The sequence below is a fragment of the Paraglaciecola sp. genome (assembly GCF_030730205.1).
Classification (GTDB): Bacteria; Pseudomonadota; Gammaproteobacteria; order Enterobacterales; family Alteromonadaceae; genus Paraglaciecola.
This window is the reverse complement of sequence record NZ_JANQVQ010000076.1, coordinates 1-19,328: the sequence shown is the minus strand read 5'-3', so window position 1 is coordinate 19,328 and position 19,328 is coordinate 1. Positions and strand designations below refer to the sequence as shown.

Genomic DNA, 19,328 nt, shown 5'->3' with positions numbered 1-19,328 from the left:
AAAAGACGCTGGCTGCAGTCCGTATGAGTAATTATCACAACTAGTGGGGTATAACGAAAAGATGCTTCATCTTGCTCTTCCTCGCCCGTTTTTTACTAAGAAGGCCACGACTGAGCAATCTTTAGATTTCAGTTAGTTAGCCAGGGTCAACTTATTGAAGTACTGCCGATTTCGTTGAATATATATGCAAATTTAGTGAATTTTTCTTTATTTTTTGTATCTCGTTGCTCTGTTTGTTTTCTTGTAATAAGGTGTCTGCCTTATTGTTAGAAAGTTCATTTTTGAAAAAGTTGGAAGTCCCCCAAATGCCTAGTGACGTGACAAGTTTGCTCTTCGATGCTGCCAATTTAATGGTTATTGGTATGTTTGTTGTCTTTTTGTTTTTGGCCACCTTAATTGGTGCTGTCAACCTAATTGCTTGGGTTAACAGTAAATTTCCAGAAGTAGAAGTGCCTGTGTCACGACATCAACCAAGCCAATCTAAATCCAATATTGCGATATCGTCAGGGGTTGTCGCCGCTATCAGCGCAGCAATACATCAGCATCGAAACAATAAATAATTTTTATACTTAAGAGAATATGAATATGTCAAAGCCCCTCGCTATTACTGATGTTGTGCTACGTGATGCTCACCAGTCACTGCTTGCCACTCGTTTGCGTTTAAAGGATATGCTGCCCATTGCGAAGCAGTTAGATGAAGTTGGATATTGGTCCCTTGAAACATGGGGCGGCGCGACGTTTGATGCCTGTATTCGTTATTTAGGTGAAGATCCTTGGGAGCGCATTCGTGCCTTAAAAAAAGCCATGCCGAAGACCAAACAACAGATGTTGCTACGTGGTCAGAATTTGCTGGGTTATCGACACTACGCTGACGATGTAGTCGAAAAATTTATCGAACGTGCTCACACTAACGGTGTTGATGTCTTCCGTATTTTTGATGCGATGAATGACATTCGTAATTTACAAACGGCGATAAAAGCGACCATCAAGCAGGGGGCTCACGCCCAAGGAACGCTGTCTTATACAGTATCGCCAGTCCATAATTTGCAAACCTGGTTAGACATGGCAGCTAAGCTTCAAGATATGGGGGTTAATTCAATCTGCATTAAAGATATGGCAGGTTTATTAAAACCTTATGTGTGTGAAGAACTCGTCAGCCGTTTAAAAGAAACAATTGAAGTGCCCATTGCTTTGCACTGTCATGCCACAACAGGTTTGAGTACCGCCACGTATCAAAAAGCCATTGATGCTGGCATTGATATACTAGACACCTCTATATCTTCTATGAGTATGACGTATGGTCATAGTGCGACAGAAACTATCGTGTCAATTGTTGAAGGCACCGCACGGGATACTGGTCTTGATTTACCTCAATTAGCGAATATCGCAACATATTTCAGAGACGTTCGGAAAAAGTACAGTCAATTTGAAGGTAGCCTGAAAGGGGTTGATGCACGTATTTTGATTGCACAGGTGCCAGGCGGCATGTTGACCAACATGGAAAGTCAGTTAAAAGAGCAAGGGGCCTTGGATAGAATGGATGAAGTGCTGCAAGAAATTCCTCGTGTGAGAGAAGATCTTGGCTTTATTCCTCTCGTCACCCCAACCTCACAAATTGTGGGAACGCAATCTGTGTTAAACGTTCTAACTGGCGAGCGGTACAAGAGTATCACCAAAGAAACCGCTGGTGTGTTAAAAGGGGAGTATGGGGCCACGGCAGCCCCAGTAAATCAGAGCTTACAGCTAAAAGTATTAGCAGGTGAAGAGCCTATTACGTGTCGACCCGCTGACTTAATAAGTGCAGAGCTCGATTCATTGACTTCAGAACTAAACGACATCGCCACTAACGAAAATTTTACTTTGGCCAATGACGCTGTTGATGATGTATTGACTTATGCTTTGTTTTCTCAAGTGGGGTTGAAATTTTTACGTAATCGTCATGACCCTTCAGCATTTGAACCCATCCCGCAAGCGGCTCAAGAGGGAAAAACAACTGCGGTTAATACTACCTCTGATAGCAGAGGGGCTGGTCCTGCTAGTTATTCAGTGCGTGTTGATGGAAAAGTGTATCAAGTTGAGGTCGCAGACTCAGGGGCTTTAACCAATGTTCAAGCCGTGGATCATCAGCCAGAGACAGACAACAAAATTACTTCGAGTGCCTCGCAAAGCCTGCAATCGCCATTGTCAGGTAATATTTTTAAAATATTGGTTGGGGTCGATGAAGAAGTCAGCCAAGGCCAAGTGGTATTGGTAATGGAAGCCATGAAAATGGAAACGGAAATTCGCTCTACCGTCAGTGGCACAGTCAGTAAAGTATTAATTAAAGAAGGCGACTCAGTGCAGTCTGGTCAGTCTTTATTAATGTTTAATTAGGCGCCTGTCATGGAAAAAATACAGTTATTGTGGGACAGCACAGCACTGGCGCATTTTGAGCCAGGACAAATTGTCATGATGATAGTTGGTGCGTTGTTGTTATATTTGGCAATTGTAAAGAAATTTGAGCCCCTACTTTTACTACCCATTGGCTTTGGGGCAGTGTTAACTAATATCCCCTTAGCCGGCTTTAGCGATGCAGGTGGCCTGCTTTATTACATTTATCATATTGGCATAGAAACTGGCGTATTCCCGCTGCTCATTTTTATGGGGGTGGGGGCAATGACCGATTTTAGCGCTTTGATTGCGAATCCTCGGATGTTATTACTTGGAGCAGCTGCACAATTTGGCATCTTTGGTACCCTTTTTGGCGCTATTGCTCTTAACTTTGTGCCTGGTTTTGAATTCAGCATGAAAGATGCAGCCGCGATTGCCATTATTGGAGGCGCCGATGGTCCTACAGCCATTTTCTTAGCCTCACGCTTAGCGCCTGATTTGCTTGGCGCTATTGCGGTTGCAGCCTATTCTTACATGGCTTTGGTACCCATTATTCAGCCACCGATTATGCGACTGCTGACAAATGAACAAGAACGTAAAATTGAAATGGCGCAATTGCGTCATGTATCGAAACGGGAAAAAATTATTTTTCCCTTGGCTGTATTACTCATGACGATTTTATTTTTACCCAGCGCAACTCCCTTAATCGGTATGTTTTGTCTTGGTAATTTAATGAAAGAATCTGGCGTAGTCGATAGGTTGAGCAACACGGCCCAAAATGAGTTAATCAACGTCGTCACCATCTTTCTTGGATTGGCGGTAGGTTCGAAATTGTCAGCTGATAAGTTCTTAACCCTTGAAACCTTAGGCATACTTGCTCTAGGTGCCATCGCATTTTCTGTCGGCACAGCTGCAGGTGTATTAATGGCAAAGCTTTTGAGCCGTTTTAGTTCGCAAAAAATCAATCCTTTGATTGGTGCTGCAGGGGTGTCAGCGGTTCCTATGGCGGCGAGAGTCGTGAACAAAGTTGGTTTAGAAGCCAATCATCATAATTTTTTGTTAATGCACGCTATGGGGCCTAACGTGGCGGGTGTACTAGGCTCAGCAGTTGCTGCAGGGATCCTTCTTGCATTGGTAGCATAACTTAATCTACTGTCACATGTTGCGGTTCCCAGCGCTGCAACATTCTTTGCTTTACTGTGGTGGGATGCGATAGCAACAGAGTGATCTGCCATCTGTTCATTGCGGTAAAGGGAAAATGACTACAGAACAACTCAGGAAAAAGAACACGGAAAACGTTTGTGCAAAAAATATCAGTTACGTGTTTTGACGGTTAATCAGCGCTTGATGGGCGTGTACGAGTTTTTTCGTGTACTCCTCTTTCGGCCAATTAAAAATGACTTCAGTACGCCCCGCTTCAATAACCTTTCCATGACGCATAACGATAATTTTGTCACTAATGTGCCGGACTATGCCCAAGTTATGTGAGATAAAAATAAAGCCTAAACCAAGTTCCCGCTGAATATTCATCAATAAGTTAACGATTTGCGAACGTACCGATGGATCCAAGGCGGCAAAGGGTTCATCTGCTACTAACACTTGCGGGTTTAAAATCAGCGCTCTGGCCAGTGCGACACGCTGGCGCTGGCCATCAGACAACATATGCCGATAAAAAAACTGATGCTCAGGCATCAAGCCCACTTTTACTAAGGTTTGTTCAATTTTTGCAGCACGCTCTAACATGCTCATGGTGGTATTTAAGCGCAGAGGTTCGTCAAGAATAGAGCCTAGGGTGATGCCTGGATTGAGTGATTCATTACTGTTTTGGAAAATCATTCTAATGTTTAAGCAGCGCTGACGTTGATTAGACTTAGTCAGTGCTTCACCATGCAAATATATTTGACCACTATCGGGTTTTTCTAAGCCTACCAGTAACTTAGCCAGTAAAGACTTGCCAGAGCCATTCGCGCCAATAATTGCTAAGGTCTCACCCGCTTTCAAATCGATATTTATCGGTCCTAATTCAAATTGTTTTGTTTTGTTAAAAAAGTTAAAGCTGTCTTTTTTATTAACAAATCGAAGATCTTCAACGTGGATCAAGTCAGTCATTTTTTATCCCAATGCAAAGGAAAGTGACAACTGTAGTAGTGTTGATGCACTCTTCTGACAGCTGGAACAACAACACACTCCCTGCGAGCCCTAGGGCAGCGTGGTCCTAAACGGCAGCCTATTGGTAGGTGTTGTAATGTGGGGATAGTGCCGTCTAACGAGCTTAATGGTGACTTGGGCGGCAAATCTTTCCGAAAACTGGGGGCACTATCTAATAGGGCTTGGGTATAAGGATGGAGAGCACGTTTTTTAAGTTGCAGCATATCGCCGCTTTCTACAGTCTGGCCACAATATAATACAGTCATGTAGTGCGCCATGCTTGAAATAGCCAAAAGGTCGTGACTAACAAACAAGACGCTAAGTTTTCTAACTTGGTTAACGCGGCTCAGCAGTTTTAATATTTGCGATTTGGCTGTGACCTCCATGCCTCGAGTGGGATCGTCAGCAATGATAAGTTTAGGCTCAGATACTAAGGCCATAGCAATCATAAATTTTTGGCAAACGTCATTAGAAATTTGATGTGGATAACTCTTCATGCACAACTTATGGTCTTTTATGCCCACTCGGTGCAGCAGTTCCATGACAATTTTTTCCCGCTCTTTTTCTCTTCGCCAAAACAATCGACTCTCAAGACGAGCTTCAGGTACGATTTCTTTAAGTTGTTCGCCTAGGGTAAGAAGCGGGTCAAGCGAGCTTTTAGGATTTTGAAAAATAACAGAAATATCACTGCGGATGACCTTGCGCCGATTTTTAATCGACATGGTTAACAAATCTTGTCCTCGCCACGTCATTCGGTCTGCTGTTACGCGCCAGCGCTGAGGAATTGCGCCCACGATGGCTTTGATTACAAGGCTTTTACCTGAGCCTGATTCACCCACTAATGCGTGAATTTGCCCTTCGTTAATGACTAAGTTAATTTTGTCTAAGGCTTTAACCCACTCGCCAGCGATATCTATCTCAAGAGTGAGATTTTTTATATCCAATAAGCTCATTAGTGCAACAGCCTGTTTCGTAAGGCTGAACGCAAACCATCACCCACTAAATTGATTGAAAGCATCATTAAAAAGATGGCCGCACCCGGTAGAGCGATGCTCCAAGGCGCCATATATGCCACTTCAATACCCTCTGATAGCATTGCCCCTAATTCTGCGGTTGGGGCTTGGGCACCAAGATTTAAAAAACCTAGGGCGCTGATATCCAATATTGCGATAGATAACGCAAGCGTACCTTGGACAACTAAGACTTCACCCATATTAGGTAAAATAGAGCGAATGAAAATCTGGGTTGGTGGCGCACCATCTAGTTTTGCTGCCCTGACATACTCTTTTTTACGCTCTTGTCTGACAAAATCTCGAGTTTGATGAATAAACTGCGGTGTTAACGCCAAGGTGATAGCCCACATACTGTTGACTAAACCGGTTCCTAAGATAGCAATAATAATAATGGCAATAAGTAAGGTGGGGATTGCCATCATTGAATCTAAAGTGTGGTTAACAACACTTGAGCGCACTCCGCGGCTCATTCCAGCCACAGCACCCACAGACACACCGACTAACATGGCCACTAGTACCAGGATAATACTGATACCAAAGGTCATTTGGCAGCCGTACATCACTCTTGATAATAAATCTCGTCCTAAGGCATCGGTGCCAAATACATTTACGATACTTCCGTTGGGCTCCCAAGCTGGAGGGATTAAAATCGCATCGGTTTTTTGTAATAAAGGATCAAAAGGCGCAAGAATATTGCAAAACAACACTATGGTTAAAATAAAGATAAAACAACATAAACCGCCAACGGCGATATGGTTTTCTTTAAATTCCAACCAGGTATGTTGTAACGGTGATGGGTGGAATTCTTCTTGATACAGTTCAGATCGCGACACGTTCCACCTTACTTTTTTTAGGGTCAACCAGTCTTAAGAATAAATCAATCGTCATGGTAAAGATAACCACTAAGGTTGCTACCGCTAACATGCCTACTCTGATGGCGGGGTAATCTCGTTGATATATAGCCTGAATAAGCCAATTGCCAATGCCTGGCCAAGAAAATATTACTTCCACTATCATCGCATTGGTTAACAAAGTGGTAAATTGCATTCCTAGTAAGGGAAGTATTGGCATCAAAGAATTACGAATAGCGTGTTTCCAAATAACCTGTCTTGAGGTAAGCCCTCTAGCAACCGCGGCTTGCACATAATCACTGTTCATTGTCTCAATAAAAGAGCGGCGCATAATCCGTAAAATAATCGTCGTCGTGAAAGCGGCAATAGAAAGAGTAGGTAAAATCAGATGGCGAACCGCATCAATAAAAACATCCGATTTGTTTTCAATATCTGACCATAAAATATCAAGCAATATAAAGCCGCTAATTCGAGGTACTTCATACAATAAACTAATTCTGCCTGACAACGGAAACCACCCCAGCTGTAACGAAAAACCTAAAATTAGGAGCATGGCGAGCCAAAAAACGGGAATTGAATAACCTAGTACACTCACTGACAAAAGTGCATAGTCAGTGGTTTTATGATGCCGAAGACCGGCTAAAAACCCCAGAGGTAAGCCGACGATAAATGACAGTAAAAGCGCGTAAGTACTGAGCTCTATACTTGCAGGTAGAGTTCGAGCGACTTCGCTGGACAACGATAAACCGGAACTGAAGCTTAAACCCCAATTACCACTGAATAAGTCAATGAGATAATACCAATACTGCACAATAAACACGCTATCTCGGTGATAAAGGTGCTGTAATTGCTCTATTTCTTGCGGACTGGGATTAGGTATACCACTTAAGTTGGCTAATGGCTCACCGGGAAATAAATAAATCAGTACAAACGAAAAAAAACTCAATGCGAGCAAGGTAAGAACCACTAAATTGGTAAAGCGAAGAACGACTCTGAGCATCAGTTTTTTGTCACTCCGGCCAATTTAACGCCGCCATATGGATTAATTTCGAAACCGACTAAATCCCGTCGAAAAGCTTGATACTTTGAGGCATGAGCAATCGGCACCAATGGCAGTTGTTCGGCGATTAAGGCATTGGCTTTGTAGTAAAAATATTGCCGGTCTTCAATACTGGTATATTTGAGTGCTTGACCGATGAGTTCGTCATATTCTGGTGAGCACCAAAATGCCCGGTTGGTGCCAGATTTAATCGCTCCACACGATAGCAATGGGCGATAAAAATTATCGGGATCACCATTGTCCGCGGACCAACCTATGAGCACAGAATCATGTGTACCTTGTTTTAACTTTTCTCTAAATGTTGACCACTCGTAACTCACAATTTCGACATTGACCCCAACGGCTTGTAGATAACTTTGCATCAATTCGGCCATTTTAATTGCATTGGGATTGTAAGGACGCTCAACTGGCATAGCCCAGATATTCATAGTGAAGCCTGGCTCTATACCATTTTCTTGCAATAATTTTTTGGCAGCAGACGGATTATAATTAAGATTTTTTTGTTCACTTTGAAAGGCCCAAGAAGTAGGGGGAACAATATTTTTAGCCAAAATTGCACTGTCAAAATAGATTGCTTCAATTAGGGCATTTTTGTCAATAGCCAGAGATAAGGCGCGTCTCACACCGGGGCGGTCAAATGGTGGCTTAGCGGTATTAAAGGCCCAAAAGCCGACGTTTAAACCGGGTTTTTCGTCCAAAATTAAGTCTTTGGATTGGCGAATAACATCCAACTCACTGTGCGCAGGTAGTGCCATGGCATCACATTCCCCGGTGATGAGTTTAGCTAAACGCAAGGAACTGGAGGGCGTAATATCAAATATCAATTGCTCAGTTTGTTTGTTTTCTCCCCAATATTCGTCGTGTCTTTTATAACGAATAAAACTGTCTTGACGAAAATGAGCAAATTTGAAAGGACCTGTGCCAATGGGTTGTCGATCAATGTTTTCTTTTTGATTTTTTTGTTCAAGACTATCTGCGTACTCTTTAGACATTATTACCGCAAAGTCAGTGGCCAAATTGGCTAAAAATGAACTTTGGGGCTGCTTAAGTGTAATTTCTAATCGATAGGCATTTACTCGCTCAACTTTTTCGATGAGATTAGCTAGACCAAGGCTGTCAGCGTAAGGATAGATCCCGCCGGCAATTCCGTGATAAGCGCTATTTGGCAAACGCCATCGATCAAAACTAAAAATAACATCTTCAGCATTAAATGTTCGGCTTGGTGAAAAATAAGCAGTGTGGTGAAACGCGACATCCTTTCGTAGCTGAAAAGTATACAGTAAACCATCGGTACTTATGCTCCAGCTAGTGGCCAGGCTTGGAATAACGCTGCCACTTTTGGGATCAAAGTCCAATAAACGGTCGTAAATTTGGTGGGATGATGCATCAACCGTGGTGCCCGAGGTGTCTAACTGTGGGTTGAAGCTAGTGGGATTGCCTTCAGAGCAGTAAATTACTCCGTTTGATTTATTACTGGCACTAATAAGGGCATCACAGCCCGATAAACCAAGGCAACAAAGAGCTAGCATCATGTGCTGAACTTGACCTGGTTTGATGATGCTATTAAACACGCTAAAGTTACCCATCGTCCTCATCTGCATTTTCAAGAAGGTTATATTTTTTCAAATACCCTCTTAGCTGATGATACGTTAAGCCTAATTTTTCTGCAGTTTTCTTTTGGTTAAATTGGCTGTCCGCTAGCGCTTTATTGATTAGGTCTATTTCAAAATTTTGCGACAGTTCTTTTAAATCTACTGGAAATTCGAATTGTTGCTCAGCGTTTGTTGTTGCAGAAGCTGTGTTGATGTGTGATTTGTCTTCGGTCTTTGCGGGTTCTGGCGGTGCAGCAGGTACTGATATTCTGTCGAGTGTTTTGATTCTTTTTTTCGGCCTAAAAACCGATTCAAAGGGGTCAAGTACAATATGATGAACAGGCAAGTGCGGGTTATTGCTTCGATAAACCGCTCGTTCCACAGTATTTTTTAGCTCACGAATATTTCCCGGCCAATGATAATCGAGCAAGGTACGTTTGGCCTTTTCGCTAAAACCACTAAATAACTCCATTTCAAGTTCACGAGCCATATTGATCGCAAAGTTTTCGGCTAACATGAGAATGTCTTCTTTACGTTCACGAAGTGGAGGAAGCGTAATAACATCAAATGCGAGCCTGTCTAATAAATCAGCTCTAAACTCGCCAGAATCAGCCAAACTAGGTAAATCTTCATTTGTCGCAGCGACTAATCTAACGTCAACTTTTATACTGCGCGAGCCGCCAACCCGCTCAAACTCACCATATTCAATCACACGTAGTAGCTTTTCCTGGATCATGCCGGAGGTATTCGCTAACTCGTCCAGAAATAAAGTTCCGTTATGAGCCGTTTCGAAGCGACCTTCTCGTCGTTTCGCTGCGCCTGTAAATGCACCGGCCTCGTAGCCAAACAACTCGCTTTCTAATAAGCTTTCGTTTAACGCTGCGCAATTTAACTTTAAATAGGTTTGCTCCCAACGTTTTGATAAAAAGTGTAATCGCGCTGCTACCAGTTCTTTACCTGTGCCCCGTTCACCTATTATTAACACGGGTTTATTCAAAGGGGCTATTTGCGATATTTGCTCAAGTACCTCTAAAAAACTGTTAGATTGTCCTAACAAATTATCTTGTTGGCGAAAGCGGCTCATCAATATCCTTAAAAAGTGGTCTATTTAGCTAATAATTAGCGTAGATTGGTTCGATTGTAGTTTGGCTAAAAGGTATTGTAAATATTTTTTGTTTAAAATCAGGTAGTTACTTTGTTGTTAAGATTGGCCTATAAATTGAATACCCTTAATCATCAACAACGTTACACAATAGATTTAGTTAACATTTATTAAAGAGGTAATAACTATGGGTATCTTCTCTCGTTTCACCGATATAGTGAACTCAAATATTAATGCCATTCTGGACAAGGCTGAAGATCCAGAAAAAATGGTCAGACTGATTATTCAAGAAATGGAAGACACCTTAGTCGAAGTGCGTTCTGCTTCAGCTAAAACCTTAGCGAATAAAAAAGAAATCAGTACTCAAATTAATAAGCTTCAAAATGAAGCCTTAGATTGGAAGGCAAAGGCTGAATTAGCCATTAGCAAGGACAGGGAAGACTTAGCCAGAGCGGCATTACAAGAAAAGAAAAAATGTGATGATCACGCAGCTGTGCTAGTCAGAGAACTGCAATTAGTTGAAGAACAAATCGCTAAGTTGCAAAGTGAAGTGGGTCAGTTACAAGATAAATTAGCCGATGCCAAAACGCGTCAAAAAGCAATTATTTTACGTCAGAATACGGTCAGTTCACGTCTTGAAGTGAAGAAAACCTTAGACAGTACTAAGGTCGATGCTGCAATGGGGCGTTTCGAGCAATATGAACGTAAAATTGATGACTTAGAGTCAATGGTTGATGCGTATGATTTAGGTAAGAAAACCTTAGCGGACGAATTTGCTGAACTTGAAGCTGGTCAAGAAATTGATGATGAATTAGCGGCACTGAAGAAAAAAGTGCAAGGTAAGTCATCAGCAGCTAAAAAGTAATTTGCGCCAACTAAGGAGATAAGTAATGGAAGGTATCGTAGGAATTGTCGTTGCGCCAATCATTATTTTTATGATTTTTGTCGCACCAATTTGGCTAATTATGCATTATCGCAGTAAGAAGCAGATCAATCAGGGATTAACTCAGGAAGAGTACGCAACCTTGCAAGAGCTGGCTGATAGAGCTGATAAGATGGCAGACCGCATTCATACCTTAGAGTCGATATTGGATGCTGAAGCACCCCAATGGAGAAACAAAGTATGAGCTTAAAAAAAGAGTTATACCGCGACCCCGACAAAGGCAAAATTGCTGGGGTTTGTGCCGGTTTAGCTGACTACTTTGGTTGGGAGTTATGGCTAATTAGGATTTTAGTGGTCAGTGCTTTTTTTCTATTTGCCGGCCCCTTTATTTTTGTTAGCTATGTTGCTGCTTGGTTTATTTTAGATAAAAAACCGGGTTCTAAAGGCAGTAAAGCACCTTATGTTGAGCACAGTAGAGTAACTCAAACACGGGGCAAAGGCTGGCACAACCAAACCGATGACGAAGAAAAAGTCGTGGTTAAGTCGAAAATTTGGCAGGCAGGAGAGCCGCCTAAGCAAGCATTTCATGACATTCAACAGCGTTTTACAAAAAATGAAACACGCTTGAGAAATGTAGAGACGTATGTCACATCTTCAGAGTTTCAACTTAATCGAGAAATTAGTCGTTTATAATTTATCTCATTGTTAGAACCAAGCTAGATCAAATTTGATTTAGTTTGGTTTTTATATTTTTACCCAGCGCATTATTTTTGAGGATTATGGATAAATCTAACTCCGCACAACGTTATGTTAACCAAGCCCTACAACAGGCTAAGTTAGCAGGAGCCCGCATAGCTGATAAACATATTAATCTTGCGGTTACAGGTTTGAGTAAAAGTGGCAAAACGGCTTTTATTACCTCTTTGATGAATCAGCTTTTAGAAGTCAATGAAGATGCGGTCTTACCGTTTTTCTCTACTAAACGAGAAGGGCGAATTATCGGTGTGAAACGCAGCACCCAAGTTGATCTAACGTGTAGTCGCTTTGCCTATGAAGATGCTATCGCAGGCTTGTCCGGATCAATACCCAAGTGGCCTCAATCTACTACGGGTATCTCGCAAATCAGATTGGTGATCCGTTATCAGAAAAAAAGCGGGTTGAGTAAGTGGCTTCGAGAAGATGGCAAGTTAACGCTGGATATCACCGATTATCCTGGAGAGTGGTTGTTAGATTTACCGCTGTTGGATATGGATTTTGCTCAATGGTGTGAATACAGCAGTAAACAGCTGATGGACGGGAAACGTGCGGCACTTGCTAATCAGATTCTTCGCGACATCGAATGCATTGATTTACAGGGGTCTGGTGATGAATTGCTGTTGCAAAGAACGGCTGAATCTTATGCTGATTATTTGAAACAGTGTCAAAGTGCGGGATTTCAACTATTGGTACCTGGGCGCTTTTTGTTACCCGGAGAATTATTGGGTGCGCCAGTATTACATTTTTTCCCCTTGTCCTTGAGTCAACTTAAAGAGCAGAATGTTGATTTATCTAAACTTGTTAAGGGCAGCAATATCGCGTTATTAGTCAAACGCTTTGAGTATTACAAACAACATGTTGTACGGCCCTTTTATGAACAGCACTTTAAACGTTTTGATCGGCAAATTATTTTAGTCGATTGTCTTAGCGCCCTAAATAAGGGGGTTCATAGTTATCACGATTTGCAGGCAGCATTGAATTGGATAATGCAGAGTTTTGCCTATGGCTCATCTAATGTACTTAAACGATTATTTAAGCCTAAAATCGATAAATTAGTATTTGCCGCAAGTAAAGCCGATCATATTACGCCCGACCAACAGGTTAACTTAGTGAAGTTACTTGACTCAATGCTACGAGATGCGCGTAAGCAACTGCAATTTGACGGTGTGGTGACTGAATCCACTCTCATTGCGGCTATCAAAGCTTCCACAAGTGGTAAAACACAAATAAACGGTGAGATGCTTCCAGTTCTGCAAGGCACTACTGAAGAAGGGGCAAGTCTAACCTTATTCCCCGGCGAAGTGCCAACGTCATGTCCTCACGCTGATTTTTGGCAGAACCAAGGTTTTGAATTTCCTAAGTTTGCCGCTCCCTTGTTGGGGGAGCGTCATGCATTACCTCATATCAGGATGGATCAAGTTATAGACTTTATATTGGCCGATAAATTGGTGTAAAAATGAATAAAAAACATGAACATGAGCCAGTAGAAAAATCTGAAAAAAGACCCAAACCTCACACCAATGAGGTAGGGGATAAATTCACATCCATTAAGCGTTCAGTGATTATTGAAACAGGTTCAGTCGAAAATAAAACTCTTCATGCCGATGACGCTAACCTTAAAGGCCAAACGGTTGTAGAAAATCAAATTGAATTGTTGGTCACAGATTTAGACGTTGAAGAGGCTCTAGGACCGAGGGTTGAGTCACGGTCTCATTCTAAATTGAAGAAAATATCTTGGTTACTCGCTACAATTTTGGTGATTGTGTTGAGTATCGCTGAATTGTATTCAGCGATATCACTAGTACTCAGCAAGCAGGACTGGATGGCCGGAGGGTGGCTAATCGTCTTCGCTATAGTATTGACGAGTATCTTAGGTTTTGCCTACCGAGAATTACGGTCTTTGCAACATTTAAAGCAGCAAGAAGAAATGCAGCAACAGGCGGTTGATTTATTCAATACTCCTGCGATAGGCCTGGGTCAAACACATTGTGAGGCGGTAGCAAGCAAATTACCCAGCCAGTTTCAGCCTTTAGTTGATGAGTGGAATAAGGGCCTGCAGAGTCACTATACCAATACCGAAGTGTTAAGTTTATTTGAATTAAAGGTACTAACGCCCATTGATAAAATTGCCTTAAATCGTATAACAAGCAATGCGTCTGCTGCGGGTGTAATGATTGCCGTCAGTCCATTTGCGATGTTGGATATGTTAATTGTGTTATGGCGCAACATTAAAATGGTTAATCAATTAAGCAGCTTGTATGGCATTCGATTAGGATACTGGGGCAGGGTAGCGCTTATTAAAAAAATATTTCGTTCAATGTTGTACGCCGGGGCGGCAGAAATATTAAGTGATGCGGGAAACTATGCCTTAGGTGTGGGTTTAACAGGTAAAATATCTACCAAGGTAGCGCAAGGGTTAGGGGCTGGTGTATTAACCACCCGCATAGGGTTAAAAGCCTTACACGAATGCAGACCCATGCCATGGCTTTCTGTCAAAAAGCCTGGGGTAAGTCATATGACAAAGCAGTTGTTAGAAGACCTAAGCCGCTTTATGAAGTAGAGATAAAAGCCAACAGATACGGCGATTAAATAATATTTGTAGCATTATCTTTACATATTGTTAACTTGCTGTTGTGATTCGCCCTCTGTCGATTCATGGCTGAGTCAGTAAACTAAAGACATGATTTTTTAAGTAACGAAGTTATGTCAAAGCAAACAAATTACAGTTCAAATCAAGCTGACGCCTTTGGTTTTATTCAGTGGTCAATAGAAGAAAATGCCACTTGGCGAGCGTTAGTAGAAAAGCAGCTAAAGCTGTTAAAAGGACGAGCATGCAAGGAATATTTGCAAGGTTTAGAGTTATTGGGCCTATCTGCAGGCGTTATTCCACAACTTGCTGATGTTAATAAGGTACTTGCAGAAACGACAGGCTGGCGGGTCACTCAAGTTCCATCGTTAATTAATTTTGACCGTTTCTTTGGGCTACTCGCTAATAAAGAATTTCCTGTTGCGACGTTCATTCGCTCAGCTGATGAATTTGAATACTTGCAAGAGCCTGACATTTTTCATGAAATCTTCGGGCACTGTCCTTTGTTAACTAATCCCGCCTTTGCACATTTTACCCATACTTACGGTAAGCTAGGTGAACAAGCCAGTAAAGAAGATCGTGTTTATTTGGCTCGCTTGTATTGGTTTACCATTGAATTTGGCTTACTTAAAACACCTGATGGAATTAGGATCTATGGAGGCGGCATACTGTCTTCACCCGGCGAGACGTTACACGCCCTTGACACCCAAGTCTGTGATCATCTTGATATGGAGCCATTGGAGGCACTTCGCACGCCTTATCGAATCGATATTATGCAACCGCTGTACTATTTACTTAACTCATTTGATGATTTGTTTGCCATTGCGGAACTTGATTTGATGGAACTTGTTAAACAAGCTAAGACATTGGGCTTGCATCAACCTCGGTTCATACCCAAACAATCCATGGTGAGTTAATTTTCTTAATTGGCGAAAACCCTGTTCTGGCGATTAATTTTGTAATAATATCTTTACAAATTTTTTATATTTAGCTGCAAATATAAAGGCGTTCAGCTAAGTATTTTTTGCGAGAAAATTAATGCGTTTAGAAATTAGTTGTCAAGATAGGTTAGGAATAACCCAAGATGTGCTTGATATTTTGGTGAGTCATCAAATTGACCTGCGTGGCATCGAAATAGATGAGGTGGGGAAAATTTATTTGAATTTTCCCACTATAAAGTTTGAAGATTTTCAACATCTAATGCCAAAAATTCGCAAGATAGCGGGTATCGAAGATGTTAAAACAACTGCATTTATGCCTATTGAACGAGAGCAGAACCAGTTAAAAGCATTGTTAAAAACGCTGCCTGACCCAGTTTTTTCAGTTGATCCCAAAGGCCGCATTATTTTAGTAAATGATGAGGTTTTAAATCAGTTAGATAAAAACAAAAGTGAAATACTGGGTGAGGAAATCGGTGATTATATAAAGGGTTTTAATATTAGCCGCTGGCTAGAAGGTAAAAATGTTAGCGCACAAGTCCAGCGTATCCGATTTTTAGAGCAAGACTATTTAGCCGATATTTTGCCCGTTATGATCCCTGACCTCGGCGGAGCTAACATTGTTGCTGGAGCGGTTGTTATGCTTAAATCAGAATTGCGTTTAGGCCAGCAACTCACCGTTTTTCATCAAGCGAGTTTAGATAGTTTTATCTCTGTTCAAGCCCAAAGCAAACTGATGAAAAAGGTAATTGCTGAGGCTAAACGGATGGCCGAATTAGATGGGCCAATGATTATTTTTGGTGAAACAGGTACGGGAAAAGAATTGATCGCCAAAGCGTGTCATGAGGCCAGTCGGCGTTGCGGAGGACAATTTTTAATTCTGAACTGCGGCTCAATTCCTGACGATGTCATTGAAAATGAACTGTTTGGCAGAGCTCCAGGAAGCGTTGGTCAAACACAAGGTAAGGCTGGCTTATTAGAATTGGCGCAAGGTGGAACGTTATTTTTAGACGAAATTGCTGAAATGTCGACTCAGTTGCAAGTTAAGTTGCTGCATGTTTTGCAAAATAATAGTTACAGGCGAACTGGTGAGAACACAGACAAAATCGTAGATGTAAGAATTATTTGTTCTACCCAACAAGATTTGGGTAAGTTAGTGCAGCAAGGACAGTTTAGAGAAGATTTATATTATCGATTAAATGTGCTTGGCTTAGTTTTGCCGCCTTTGCGAGAACGTAAGTCAGATATTTTGCCTTTGGCAGAACGTTTTCTAAAACAACATAGTCTGAAATTAGGTAGACGGGCTCCCAAGTTAAGTAAAGCCTGTAATGACTACATCCTTGCTTATCCTTGGCCCGGCAATGTCAGGCAGTTAGAGAATGCACTTTACCGAGCAGTTTCTTTACTCGAGGGAAACGAACTAGAAAAAGAGCACATCAGAGTGCCTAGTTGTTCAACGGTGACGAGTTTTGTTGCTGAAGAATTTACGGGTAATTTGGATGAAGAGGTTAAACGTTATGAAAAAGATATACTTGCTCGACTCTATCCGAGCTTTCCAAGCACCAGGCAGTTAGCTAAAAAATTAGGTTTGAGTCATACCGCCGTGGCCAATAAGTTACGTGAGTACGGCATCAATAAACACACGGTAAATATTTAGGTACTGGCTGAAAACCAATTACCTTGTAAGTGAATGCGGCTTGACTTTATGCGCCGCATAGGATCACTTTTTTGCACCGCATAAATCAGGCGCTCATTTTTAATTGAGCCGATTACTTATAGATTTTTTATGGGCAGGGCCGTTGTGTTTTTGACTTGCTTTAAGGCAAACGTTGAACTGAGATGGTCAACCAAGGGAAGGTGAGTCAGCTTTGACTTCAATAAATGTTCGTATTCTTCGATACTTTCCACAATGACTTTAAGTAGATAGTCTTTTTCACCACTAGTGGTATGACATTCAACGATGGCGTCGATATTTTGTACGGCTTTTTCAAAATCATTGAGTGACTCTCCGTCATGATTTTTCAAGGTTACATAGATAAAAACGGATACGCCTAAGTTAAGTTTTTTATTATCTAACAGGGTTACTTTTTGTAATATGATCTTTTCTGCTTCAAGTCTTTTTACTCTTCTCCAGCAGGGCGTGTGAGAAAGGCCCACTTTTTGGCTTAAGTCGGCCATGGAAATTGTGGCGTCTTTTTGCAAAACACGGAGTATCTCACGATCAAATTTATCTAACTTTACACGACTCATTTTCTGTCTAGTTTTATAGGTTTAATGGCGCGTAGCATGCTTAAAAATCTTATCTTTTTCAAGCGGAATTATGAGGATATATATCCTAAGCAAGGTGGGTTTATAGCAAATTCACTGCGAGATTTTTAAATGCAGAGAAAAACTTGGATGAGTCATCCTCAGGAAAGTGCTATATCATTTGCAACCAATTACATCACCTAAAAAACCCATAAGAGATAAGCCATGTCAGTATTTGAACATATAGAATTTGATCAGCACGAACACGTTGCATTTTGCCATGATAAAGAAACGGGTCTAAAGGCTATCATTGCTATACATAATACGCATCTAGGGGCATCGTTGGGAGGGTGCAGAATGTGGCCGTACTCGTCAGATGATGAAGCCTTGAATGACGTGCTCCGCTTATCAAAAGGGATGACCTACAAGGCTGCGATGGCGGGCCTAAATCAAGGGGGAGGAAAAGCTGTTATTCTTGGCGATCCAAGAAAAGTGAAGACAGTTGCCTTGATGAGAGCGATGGGGCGCTTTGTTGATAGTTTAAGTGGGCAGTATATTAGTGCTGAAGATTCGGGCATGTCTGTCGCTGACTTAAAAATAATGGCTGAACATTCGAATCATATTGCAGGAATTGAAGCCAAATACCATGTTTTTGGTGAACAAGCCGATGGTAACCCCGCACCATCGACGGCTTATGGTGTTTTTGTCGGGTTAAGAACGAGTGTAGAATTTGCCTTAGGGCGGGATTTACAGGGCGTTAAAGTTGCTATACAAGGATTAGGACATGTTGGCATGCGTTTGGCTGAACACCTACATAAGGCTGGGGCAATACTTTATGTAACTGATATTTATCCAGAAACAGTAGAAAAAGCGGTCAGTCAGTTTGCTGCAAAAGCAGTGAGCTTAAATGAAATCTATGATTTGGATGTTGACGTTTTTGCGCCTTGTGCGATGGGCGCTATTTTAAATCCTGCCAATATCACACAAATAAAAGCGAAAGTAGTTGCAGGTGCTGCTAACAATCAGTTAGCGACGGAAGCATGCGGGCAGTTATTAAGAGAAAAAGGCATTTTATATGCGCCAGATTACGTCATTAATGCGGGTGGAATTATCGATATTTACCATCAAAAAATACCAAGTTCTCATGATGCCATGAAAGCACATATTGAACGAATTAGCACCACGTTAGTAGAAGTGTACCAACGTGCTAATGAGTTAGAGCAAGCAACAAATGTTGTTGCAAATCAAATAGCCGAAGAAAGGTTTACGAAAAAGGCCTAGAAAAAAGAAAAATTGAAAAGTGGGTTGCACTTCTATTTACCTTTGTAGATAATGCGCCCGCTTTGTTCAGAGACTCTGCTTCAAAGTAATTTCAATGGTGGCCTCTTGGTCCCCTCGCAATGATAATTTGTGAACTCGGTCAGGCCTGGAAGGGAGCAGCCGCAGCAAAGGACTCATGTGCCGAGGTGTGGCTGAGAGGGCACCACCACTTTTCAGTTATTACTCTGACTCCTTCTTTTTGTTATTGTCTAAGTATGCCATGCCATGTTTTACCGCGTTTATCGCATTCATTTCCATTTGTTGCCGCTCACTTTGCGGTAAGTAAAAAGCCATATCAACTTCATAACGAATATAACGTGTTGGTAGTTGGTTAAGGGCCAAACAACATAGATCAGCCAAATAGTCTTCTGACTTCGATTGGGCGAGTTCTAAACGCACAATTTGCTCTAGAACCAAGTGTTCGTAGTAATTATGAATATCATCATCAAGTTTCATGTTTA

At 41.6% G+C, this 19,328-nt stretch carries 19 protein-coding genes and 1 other RNA gene; 12 read left to right on the top strand and 8 right to left on the bottom strand.

Annotated elements, in window-relative coordinates; genetic code table 11:
• The first annotated feature begins 263 nt into the window (after nucleotides 1-263).
• Genes NWQ57_RS06830 through NWQ57_RS06820 form a run of 3 tightly spaced genes read left to right on the top strand, consistent with a single transcriptional unit; the run spans nucleotide 264 to nucleotide 3,513 of the window.
• Nucleotides 264-560, top strand: a complete 297-nt coding sequence (locus NWQ57_RS06830) for an OadG family protein (protein WP_306021391.1) — start codon at nucleotides 264-266, stop codon at nucleotides 558-560.
• A 25-nt stretch (nucleotides 561-585) separates the two neighbouring features.
• Nucleotides 586-2,373: a sodium-extruding oxaloacetate decarboxylase subunit alpha gene (gene oadA, locus NWQ57_RS06825; RefSeq protein WP_306021390.1), complete on the top strand. Its 1,788-nt coding sequence runs from the start codon at nucleotides 586-588 to the stop codon at nucleotides 2,371-2,373.
• 9 nt (nucleotides 2,374-2,382) lie between these two features.
• On the top strand, nucleotides 2,383-3,513 hold the full coding sequence (locus tag NWQ57_RS06820) for a sodium ion-translocating decarboxylase subunit beta (protein ID WP_306021389.1): 1,131 nt from the start codon (nucleotides 2,383-2,385) through the stop codon (nucleotides 3,511-3,513).
• A gap of 174 nt (nucleotides 3,514-3,687) precedes the next feature.
• On the opposite strand, the gene NWQ57_RS06815 is transcribed toward NWQ57_RS06820, so the two are convergent.
• The 6 genes from NWQ57_RS06815 to pspF are packed head-to-tail and all read right to left on the bottom strand — an operon-like array spanning nucleotide 3,688 to nucleotide 10,118.
• Nucleotides 3,688-4,479 carry an ATP-binding cassette domain-containing protein gene (locus NWQ57_RS06815; RefSeq protein ID WP_306021388.1) on the bottom strand — a complete coding sequence of 264 codons (792 nt, stop codon included), beginning with the start codon at nucleotides 4,477-4,479 and terminating at the stop codon, nucleotides 3,688-3,690.
• On the bottom strand, nucleotides 4,476-5,471 hold the full coding sequence (locus tag NWQ57_RS06810) for an oligopeptide/dipeptide ABC transporter ATP-binding protein (RefSeq protein WP_306021387.1): 996 nt from the start codon (nucleotides 5,469-5,471) through the stop codon (nucleotides 4,476-4,478). The genes NWQ57_RS06815 and NWQ57_RS06810 overlap by 4 nt, the downstream gene beginning before the upstream one ends.
• Nucleotides 5,471-6,364 (bottom strand): ABC transporter permease subunit, encoded by an 894-nt coding sequence (locus NWQ57_RS06805; protein WP_306021386.1) that lies wholly within the window; start codon nucleotides 6,362-6,364, stop codon nucleotides 5,471-5,473. Before NWQ57_RS06805 ends, NWQ57_RS06810 begins: the two co-directional genes overlap by 1 nt.
• Nucleotides 6,351-7,382, bottom strand: coding sequence for an ABC transporter permease (locus NWQ57_RS06800; protein WP_306021385.1), 1,032 nt, complete (start codon nucleotides 7,380-7,382; stop codon nucleotides 6,351-6,353). Before NWQ57_RS06800 ends, NWQ57_RS06805 begins: the two co-directional genes overlap by 14 nt.
• Entirely contained in the window at nucleotides 7,382-8,971 is a 1,590-nt protein-coding gene (locus NWQ57_RS06795) for an ABC transporter substrate-binding protein (protein WP_306021393.1), read from the bottom strand. Before NWQ57_RS06795 ends, NWQ57_RS06800 begins: the two co-directional genes overlap by 1 nt.
• 49 nt (nucleotides 8,972-9,020) lie before the next feature.
• Complete coding sequence (gene pspF, locus NWQ57_RS06790; protein ID WP_306021384.1) at nucleotides 9,021-10,118, bottom strand: phage shock protein operon transcriptional activator; 1,098 nt, start codon at nucleotides 10,116-10,118, stop codon at nucleotides 9,021-9,023.
• A 205-nt stretch (nucleotides 10,119-10,323) separates the two neighbouring features.
• Here pspF and pspA point away from each other — a divergent pair, with 205 nt between their 5' ends.
• From pspA to tyrR, 7 genes are all read left to right on the top strand, one after another.
• Entirely contained in the window at nucleotides 10,324-11,001 is a 678-nt protein-coding gene (gene pspA / locus NWQ57_RS06785; RefSeq protein WP_306021383.1) for a phage shock protein PspA, read from the top strand.
• A 25-nt stretch (nucleotides 11,002-11,026) separates the two neighbouring features.
• Nucleotides 11,027-11,263 (top strand): envelope stress response membrane protein PspB, encoded by a 237-nt coding sequence (pspB, locus tag NWQ57_RS06780; RefSeq protein ID WP_306021382.1) that lies wholly within the window; start codon nucleotides 11,027-11,029, stop codon nucleotides 11,261-11,263.
• Nucleotides 11,260-11,712, top strand: coding sequence for an envelope stress response membrane protein PspC (pspC, locus tag NWQ57_RS06775; protein ID WP_306021381.1), 453 nt, complete (start codon nucleotides 11,260-11,262; stop codon nucleotides 11,710-11,712). Before pspB ends, pspC begins: the two co-directional genes overlap by 4 nt.
• Before the next feature lie 86 nt (nucleotides 11,713-11,798).
• Entirely contained in the window at nucleotides 11,799-13,229 is a 1,431-nt protein-coding gene (locus NWQ57_RS06770; protein WP_306021380.1) for a YcjX family protein, read from the top strand.
• 2 nt (nucleotides 13,230-13,231) lie between these two features.
• On the top strand, nucleotides 13,232-14,335 hold the full coding sequence (locus tag NWQ57_RS06765) for a YcjF family protein (RefSeq protein ID WP_306021379.1): 1,104 nt from the start codon (nucleotides 13,232-13,234) through the stop codon (nucleotides 14,333-14,335).
• A gap of 143 nt (nucleotides 14,336-14,478) precedes the next feature.
• Complete coding sequence (gene phhA / locus NWQ57_RS06760; protein WP_306021378.1) at nucleotides 14,479-15,279, top strand: phenylalanine 4-monooxygenase; 801 nt, start codon at nucleotides 14,479-14,481, stop codon at nucleotides 15,277-15,279.
• A gap of 121 nt (nucleotides 15,280-15,400) precedes the next feature.
• Nucleotides 15,401-16,957 carry a transcriptional regulator TyrR gene (gene tyrR / locus NWQ57_RS06755; protein WP_306021377.1) on the top strand — a complete coding sequence of 519 codons (1,557 nt, stop codon included), beginning with the start codon at nucleotides 15,401-15,403 and terminating at the stop codon, nucleotides 16,955-16,957.
• 116 nt (nucleotides 16,958-17,073) lie between these two features.
• Here the strand turns inward: tyrR and NWQ57_RS06750 are convergent, their stop codons facing one another.
• Nucleotides 17,074-17,550 (bottom strand): Lrp/AsnC family transcriptional regulator, encoded by a 477-nt coding sequence (locus NWQ57_RS06750; protein WP_306021376.1) that lies wholly within the window; start codon nucleotides 17,548-17,550, stop codon nucleotides 17,074-17,076.
• 222 nt (nucleotides 17,551-17,772) lie between these two features.
• On the opposite strand from NWQ57_RS06750, the gene NWQ57_RS06745 reads away from it, so the two are divergent.
• A complete protein-coding gene (locus NWQ57_RS06745) occupies nucleotides 17,773-18,828 on the top strand; it encodes a Glu/Leu/Phe/Val dehydrogenase dimerization domain-containing protein (protein WP_306021375.1) in 1,056 nt (351 codons plus the stop codon).
• Between the two features lie 103 nt (nucleotides 18,829-18,931).
• Nucleotides 18,932-19,028, top strand: an RNA gene (gene ffs / locus NWQ57_RS06740) — signal recognition particle sRNA small type.
• 19 nt (nucleotides 19,029-19,047) lie between these two features.
• Here the strand turns inward: ffs and NWQ57_RS06735 are convergent.
• Entirely contained in the window at nucleotides 19,048-19,323 is a 276-nt protein-coding gene (locus tag NWQ57_RS06735) for a late competence development ComFB family protein (RefSeq protein WP_306021392.1), read from the bottom strand.
• Between the last annotated feature and the right edge of the window lie 5 nt (nucleotides 19,324-19,328).

Excerpts from the sequence above, each read along its gene's own strand:
- oadA (WP_306021390.1), top strand. The coding sequence starts at position 586 with ATGTCAAAGCCCCTCGCTATTACTGATGTTGTGCTACGTGATGCTCAC.
- NWQ57_RS06820 (WP_306021389.1), top strand. The coding sequence starts at position 2,383 with ATGGAAAAAATACAGTTATTGTGGGACAGCACAGCACTGGCGCATTTT.
- NWQ57_RS06815 (WP_306021388.1), bottom strand. The coding sequence starts at position 4,479 with ATGACTGACTTGATCCACGTTGAAGATCTTCGATTTGTTAATAAAAAA.
- NWQ57_RS06810 (WP_306021387.1), bottom strand. The coding sequence starts at position 5,471 with ATGAGCTTATTGGATATAAAAAATCTCACTCTTGAGATAGATATCGCT.
- NWQ57_RS06800 (WP_306021385.1), bottom strand. The coding sequence starts at position 7,382 with ATGCTCAGAGTCGTTCTTCGCTTTACCAATTTAGTGGTTCTTACCTTG.
- NWQ57_RS06795 (WP_306021393.1), bottom strand. The coding sequence starts at position 8,971 with ATGCTAGCTCTTTGTTGCCTTGGTTTATCGGGCTGTGATGCCCTTATT.
- pspF (WP_306021384.1), bottom strand. The coding sequence starts at position 10,118 with ATGAGCCGCTTTCGCCAACAAGATAATTTGTTAGGACAATCTAACAGT.
- pspA (WP_306021383.1), top strand. The coding sequence starts at position 10,324 with ATGGGTATCTTCTCTCGTTTCACCGATATAGTGAACTCAAATATTAAT.
- pspB (WP_306021382.1), top strand. The coding sequence starts at position 11,027 with ATGGAAGGTATCGTAGGAATTGTCGTTGCGCCAATCATTATTTTTATG.
- pspC (WP_306021381.1), top strand. The coding sequence starts at position 11,260 with ATGAGCTTAAAAAAAGAGTTATACCGCGACCCCGACAAAGGCAAAATT.
- NWQ57_RS06770 (WP_306021380.1), top strand. The coding sequence starts at position 11,799 with ATGGATAAATCTAACTCCGCACAACGTTATGTTAACCAAGCCCTACAA.
- NWQ57_RS06765 (WP_306021379.1), top strand. The coding sequence starts at position 13,232 with ATGAATAAAAAACATGAACATGAGCCAGTAGAAAAATCTGAAAAAAGA.
- phhA (WP_306021378.1), top strand. The coding sequence starts at position 14,479 with ATGTCAAAGCAAACAAATTACAGTTCAAATCAAGCTGACGCCTTTGGT.
- tyrR (WP_306021377.1), top strand. The coding sequence starts at position 15,401 with ATGCGTTTAGAAATTAGTTGTCAAGATAGGTTAGGAATAACCCAAGAT.
- NWQ57_RS06750 (WP_306021376.1), bottom strand. The coding sequence starts at position 17,550 with ATGAGTCGTGTAAAGTTAGATAAATTTGATCGTGAGATACTCCGTGTT.
- NWQ57_RS06745 (WP_306021375.1), top strand. The coding sequence starts at position 17,773 with ATGTCAGTATTTGAACATATAGAATTTGATCAGCACGAACACGTTGCA.
- NWQ57_RS06735 (WP_306021392.1), bottom strand. The coding sequence starts at position 19,323 with ATGAAACTTGATGATGATATTCATAATTACTACGAACACTTGGTTCTA.